Annotated in this window: 5 protein-coding genes; 2 read left to right on the top strand and 3 right to left on the bottom strand. The window is 31.4% G+C overall.

The features are described from left to right. Positions 1-188: 188 nt before the first annotated feature. From MR593_RS00495 to MR593_RS00485, 3 genes are all read right to left on the bottom strand, one after another. The gene (locus MR593_RS00495) at positions 189-1,784 is read right to left on the bottom strand and encodes a CTP synthase (RefSeq protein WP_290685731.1); all 1,596 of its coding nucleotides are present in this window, start codon (positions 1,782-1,784) and stop codon (positions 189-191) included. Between the two features lie 49 nt (positions 1,785-1,833). Beyond that, complete coding sequence (locus tag MR593_RS00490; RefSeq protein WP_290685733.1) at positions 1,834-2,343, bottom strand: ANTAR domain-containing response regulator; 510 nt, start codon at positions 2,341-2,343, stop codon at positions 1,834-1,836. Between the two features lie 80 nt (positions 2,344-2,423). Further along, positions 2,424-3,743, bottom strand: coding sequence for a glutamine synthetase family protein (locus MR593_RS00485; protein WP_290685728.1), 1,320 nt, complete (start codon positions 3,741-3,743; stop codon positions 2,424-2,426). 492 nt (positions 3,744-4,235) lie between these two features. Between MR593_RS00485 and MR593_RS00480 the strand changes: the two genes are divergently transcribed. Both MR593_RS00480 and MR593_RS00475 read left to right on the top strand, forming a co-directional pair. Beyond that, the gene (locus tag MR593_RS00480) at positions 4,236-6,326 is read left to right on the top strand and encodes a glutamine synthetase III family protein (RefSeq protein WP_290685725.1); all 2,091 of its coding nucleotides are present in this window, start codon (positions 4,236-4,238) and stop codon (positions 6,324-6,326) included. A gap of 123 nt (positions 6,327-6,449) precedes the next feature. Further along, the coding region (locus tag MR593_RS00475; protein WP_442908391.1) for an ammonium transporter at positions 6,450-7,166 on the top strand (717 nt) is incomplete at its 3' end.

Genomic DNA, 7,166 nt, shown 5'->3' with positions numbered 1-7,166 from the left:
GTAGTGATCAATGCCACAGGTGTAAATCCTTCTTTTATTTTTTTATACATGGCAAGCATGCAGTCCTTTCCACCACTGTAAGACATTACAAACTTTTTGCTATCCATTGTGTCACCTCATCTGAATTTTATTTACTTTATTATAATATTATTTTAATTTAATTTTTCATATTTTTAAACAAAAATTTCCTATAACATGTCAACTGCAGCTTCTATAAATCCCTTGAAAATTGGGTTAGCTCTATTTGGTCTACTCTTGAATTCTGGATGGTATTGAACACCAACATAGAATTTATTTTCTGCTACTTCTACAGCTTCTACTAATTTATCGTCAGGAGAAGTACCTGCTATAGTAAGACCTGCATCTATCATTTGTTGTCTGTAGTCGTTGTTAAATTCATATCTATGACGATGTCTTTCTGCTATATTTAATTGACCATAGCATTTGTGCATCATAGTTCCTTCTTTTATTTTACATGGATATGCCCCAAGTCTCATTGTTCCACCTAGTATATTTCCAAATTGATCTGGCATTAAAGCTATTACTGGATATTTTACTTCTAAATCGAATTCTGTTGAGTTTGCATTTTCCATATTAAGTACGTTTCTAGCAAATTCTATAACTGCTATTTGCATACCTAAACAAATTCCTAAGTAAGGTATGTTATTCACTCTTGCGTAATTTGCAGCACAAATCATACCTTCTATACCTCTATCTCCAAATCCACCTGGTACTAATATACCTTGGCAATCCTTTAATAAATCATCTACTGTATCTTTATTAACACCTTCTGCATCTACCCATTTAATATCTATAACTGCACTATTTTCATATCCTGCATGTGATAGAGCTTCAACTACTGATAAATATGCATCATGTAATTTAGTATATTTACCAACTAGAGCTATTTTTACAGTTTTATCTCTGTTTTTAACTCTTTCAAGCATGTTTTCCCAATCAGATAAATCGCATTTGTCGTATTTTAAATCTAATTCTCTACAAACTATATCACATAGATTTTGCTCTTCTAGCATCATAGGTACTTCATATAGTACATCTATAGTTTTATTTTCTATTACACAATCAGGTTTTACATTACAGAATAGTGATATTTTCTTCTTAACTACTTCGTCTATAGGTGCTTCTGAACGAGTTACTATGATATCTGGCATTATACCTAAGCCTTGTAATTGTTTAACTGAATGTTGTGTTGGTTTAGATTTATGTTCTCCTGAGCTCTTTATATATGGAACTAATGTAACATGTATAAATAAGCAATTATGTCTTCCAACTTCTAATGATACTTGTCTTATAGCTTCTAAGAATGGTTGACTTTCTATATCACCAGTTGTTCCACCTATTTCAGTTATAACAACGTCTGCGTCGCTTTTTTCACCTACATTGTATATGAAGCTTTTTATTTCATTAGTTACATGAGGTATAACTTGTACAGTTTCCCCTAAGTATTCGCCTTGTCTTTCCTTATTTAAAACATTCCAATAAACTTTTCCTGTTGTTAAATTTGAATATTTATTTAAATCTTCATCTATAAATCTTTCATAATGACCTAAGTCTAAGTCTGTTTCAGCTCCATCTTCTGTTACATAAACTTCCCCATGTTGGTATGGACTCATTGTTCCTGGGTCTACATTTATATATGGATCAAGTTTTTGAGCTGCTACCTTAAATCCTCTTGCTTTTAATAATCTTCCTAGAGATGCTGCTGTTATTCCTTTACCTAAACCTGAAACAACACCACCTGTTACAAATACATATTTTGTCATACTAAAAACCTCCTACACGAATAAAATTTGATAAAATAATAAAAATAACTTACAATTCATAAGTTTTTAAAATACTCTCAGCAATTTCTTTCTTAGTTACTCTTAAATCCATAGCCTGCTTTTCTATATACCTGTGTGCCTGTGGCTCACTCATATTTAAATACTGTATCAAAATACATTTAGCTCTGTCTATGAGTCTAATTTCACTAATTTTAACCTTAAGTCTTTCATTTTCACTTTGAAGACCTAAGTATTTTTTTCTTGATACACAAATATACTTTATACTTTTATACACAAATTGTCTATTTAATGGTTTCTCTATAACAAATACTCCATAATCTTCTACTTTAGATGAAATAGCATCGGCAATATCATTTTTTACTACTAATAAAACACCTGAATTATAATTTTTACTAATTGAAATAGAAAGTTCATGTCCAAACTCATCTGATAGTGGAGTATTGATAACTACCAAATCAAAATCACTTCTATTTAACATACGCCTAGCTTCACTACCATTGCCAACAGTGACAGTATTGGAAATTCCAGCTGTTTTCATCAAGTCCACAAAAAAACTTTTCCCCTTTTCCGACGTTGACACTATCAGCGCACAAGTCATCTTGGTCCCCCCTTTTACATTTAAAGCTTTTCAAAATACAATTGCTTTTCTGCTTTAAATTTATCAGTTACTGAACTATAAATATTCCATTCTTCCATCTTGTCATTTATATAATTATCGATAGTTTTTTGTGGCAATACACTTTTTATAAATTCACTACTTTTTGCAATTTTGATCGCTTCATTTAAATTAACAGGCAATTTTTTTACTTCCTGTAACTTTTCTTCTTCAGCATCAAATAAATTTATATTATGAGGTTTGCAAAGCTTATAGTTATTTTCTACGCCTTCCATACCTGCTTTAATTAACAAAGCAAAAACTATATAAGGGTTACAGCTAGAATCAGGTGATCTAAGCTCCATTCTACATCTATCTCCTTTAGCGGCTGGAATTCTTATAAGCTGTGATCTATTTTCCTTTGACCATGTAATGTATTTTGGCGCCTTGTCTTTACCTAGTCTAGAATATGAATTTGTAGATGCATTTAAAAACAAAGTAATCTCTTCTATACGATTTAATATCCCTGCTATAAAGCTTTTTGCGTATTCATAATCACTAGAATCTTCATCTCTAAAAACATTTTTTCCATCTTTATATAGAGATAGGTTAATATGTAATCCATTTCCACATTCAGTATTTAAAGGTCTCGGCATAAATGAAGCAAACAATCCATTTTCACATGCCTTAGTCTTCACAAGAGATCTAAAGCTTATCAAATTATCAGCAGCAGATAATGCATCACTGTACTGATAGTCTATTTCATTTTGTCCTGGTCCTTGCTCATGATGTGAGCTTATAGGCATTATTCCCATTTCTCCAAGAGATAAGCAAATATCTCGTCTTATATTTTCACATCTATCATTCGGATATATATCACAATAAGTACCTCTATCGTAAGGCTTCATAGTTGGATTTCCAAATTCGTCTTGTTCGAATAAGTAAAACTCACTTTCACAACCTATCTTAGTAGAAAATCCTTTTAACTTGCTTTCCTTTATAACTTCTTTTAAAATATTTCTACAATCTCCTTCAAAGCATCTTCCATCTGGATGTTTTATATTACAAAAAAATCTTACAACTCTTCCATGCTGCGGTCTCCACGGTAGTAAATACATAGTATTTGCTTCTGGAAACAACAATAAATCAGATTCTTCTACATTCATAAAACCAGTTACAGCTGATGCATCGAAGGAAATTCCTTCATCAAACGCTCTTTTCAATTCACTAGGCATTATCGTTATATTTTTTTGATTTCCAAATATATCACAAAATGCTAATTTTATAAATTTTATATCATTTTCTTCTATAAATTCTAAAACCTCACTAGTTTTATAATCCATGTAACTCCTCCTCTAAATCTACATTATCTATTGTAAAAATTCTTCAAATATAGAAATTTTTCTTAAAAAAAGGGGCACTCATTAAAGGGTGTTAAAATAAATATTCACACCTTTTAATGAACGCCCTTGTTCAATGTGACTATTATAGAATATTTATTTATAACTGTCAATATTTTGAAATCTTTTAGCAAATATTTTTGTATATATTATATAATATCAATTTTTGTCATATAATGTAGGCTTTTTTATTTTTAAAATATAAAATTTAATTTTTATATAAAATTAAGAAAAAACTGAAAATTCTTGTTGACAGTCTTTTACATTTTGAATACAATATGTTTATAAAGTTAGTTAAAACAGCAAAGGCGCTGTAGGTTATAGATGATCCTACAGCGCTTTTCTTTTTTCAAAGTAATTTTAATTAATAAGTAAATTTTATGGATTATACGATGGAGTATATCTATTTTATTTTAAATTTTGGAGGTAATTATTATGACAAAAGTTCCTGAGATATTTGGAAGCTTAGTATTTAACGAATCTGTAATGAAAGATAGACTACCAAAGGACGTTTACAAAGCATTACAAAATACTATAAAAGAAGGAAAACCAATCGATTTAAAAATTGCAAACGTAGTTGCAAATGCTATGAAGGATTGGGCTATAGAACATGGTGCTACTCACTTTACTCACTGGTTCCAACCAATGACTGGTATAACTGCTGAAAAACACGACAGTTTTATAAACCCAACTGAAGACGGAAAAGTAATAATGGAATTCTCTGGTAAAGAATTAGTAAAAGGTGAACCAGACGGTTCTTCTTTCCCATCAGGAGGATTAAGATCTACATTTGAAGCTAGAGGATATACTGTATGGGATCCAACTAGTTATGCTTACTTAAGAAATGGTACTCTATGTATACCAACTGCTTTCTGTTCATATGGAGGCCAAGTTCTAGATAAGAAAACTCCATTATTAAAATCAATGGAAGCTATAAATAAATCAGCTGTAAGACTTTTACATTTATTAGGTGAAACAGATGTTAAGAGAGTCACTACTACAGTTGGTCCTGAACAAGAATATTTCTTAATAGACAAAGAAATGTACAATAAGAGAATAGATTTAAAATTCACTGGTAGAACTTTATTTGGTGCAAAACCACCTAAAGGACAAGAATTAGATGACCACTACTTCGGTGCTATAAAACCAAGAGTAGTTGAATATATGAAGGATTTAGATGAAGAATTATGGAAATTAGGAGTTTTAGCAAAAACTAAACATAACGAAGTTGCTCCAGCTCAACACGAACTAGCTCCTATATTCACAACTACAAATGTTGCTACTGACCACAACCAATTAACAATGGATGTAATGAAAAAAACAGCATGTAAACACGGTTTAATGTGCTTACTACATGAAAAACCATTCGCTGGTGTAAATGGTTCTGGTAAACATAACAACTGGTCTATTTCAACTGACACAGGTAAAAACCTATTGAGCCCAGGAAAAGACCCTATGAACAACAAAGTATTCTTAACTTTCTTTATAGCTATAATAAAAGCTGTTCATGAAAACCAAGACTTATTAAGAATATCAGTTGCAGATGCAGGTAACGACCATCGTCTAGGTGGAAACGAAGCGCCTCCAGCAATATTATCAATGTTCATAGGAACTGACTTAGAAAAAGTATTACATTGCATAGAAGAAGAACTTCCATACAACGAAGAAACTTTAAAATCATTAGAAATAGATGTTGACGTATTACCATCATTCAAAAAAGATACTACAGATAGAAACAGAACATCTCCATTCGCATTTACTGGAAATAAATTCGAATTCCGTATGTTAGGTTCTACTGCTAATATAGCTTGTCCTAACACTATACTTAATACTATAGTAGCTGATTCTCTAGATTATATATCTGATTATCTAGAAGGAAAAGAAGATGTAGATGCTGCATTAAAAGAAATATTAAAGAAAATATTAAAAGAACACAAAGCTATAATATTCAATGGAAACAACTATGCACCTGAATGGGTAGCTGAAGCTGAAGGAAGAGGATTATTAAACTTAAAATCTTCAGCAGATGCTCTACCTCACTACACAGATGAAAAGAATGTAAAATTATTTGAAAAACACGGAGTATATACTAGATTAGAATTAGAATCAAGAAAAGAAATCTTACTTGAAAAATATGCTCAAACTATAAATATAGAAGCTCAAACAATGCTTGAAATGATCAAAAAAGATATCATACCAGCTGTATGTAGATACTCTAAAGATTTAACTGAATCTGCTTTAGCTAAGAAGAGCTTATCTGCTGATATAGATACTTCTTTAGAAACTGATTTAGTAACTAAGATATCTTCATTAAGTGCTTGTTTAGCTAAGAAAACTGCTGATTTAGAAAAATACGTACTAGAAGCAAAAGATATAGATGACAACGAAGAATTAGCAAAATTCTTCCACGATACAATATTATCACAAATGAACGAAGTTCGTGCTATAGCTGACGAACTAGAAACTTTAGTTGGAAAAGACTACTGGCCATTCCCAACTTACACAGATTTATTATTCAGCGTATAAATTAGTTTAAAATTCATATTTTAACATAACTAAATACTATCTACACAAGGGCGTGTACTCTATCTACTATTTACGTAGATAGGTATGCGCCTTTAATTTTTTATAAAAATAGGAGGATTTATTATGTATTCATCAGTCGATACGATATGGGTATTATTAGGGGCTGCTCTTGTATTCTTTATGCAAGCCGGGTTTGCAATGGTTGAAACAGGATTTACTAGAGCAAAAAATGCAGGTAATATTATAATGAAAAACTTAATGGACTTTGCTTGTGGTTCATTGATATTTTGGATTTTAGGATTTGGTTTAATGTTTGCCGGTAGTGGTAAATTTATCGGCGGATTTGATTTCTTTATTCAAGGCGATTACGGTGTTGAAGGTGGATATCCATCTTGGGCATTTGTTATATTCCAAACAGTATTCTGCGCCACTGCTGCTACTATAGTATCAGGAGCTATGGCAGAAAGAACTAAATTTAAATCTTATTTAGCTTATTCTATAGTAATAAGTGCAGTTATTTATCCTATATCAGGTCACTGGATATGGGGCGGTGGATGGCTTTCTCAATTAGGATTTATTGATTTTGCTGGATCTACTGCAGTTCATATGGTCGGTGGTGTAGCTGCTTTAGTTGGTGCTAAGATATTAGGACCTCGTATTGGTAAATACAACAAAGACGGTAGTCCAAACGCCATACCAGGACATAACATAACAGTTGGTGCTCTTGGAGTATTTATACTATGGTTCTGCTGGTTCGGATTTAATGGATGTTCAACTGTTTCTATGACAGGTGATGATAATTTAGTATTAGCAGGTAGCGTATTTATGACTACTAATATA

The organism is Intestinibacter sp., assembly GCF_022780145.1.
Lineage (GTDB): Bacteria > Bacillota > Clostridia > Peptostreptococcales > Peptostreptococcaceae > Intestinibacter.
The sequence above is the reverse complement of the archived record's forward strand: the minus strand, read 5'-3'. Positions and strand labels throughout refer to the sequence as shown.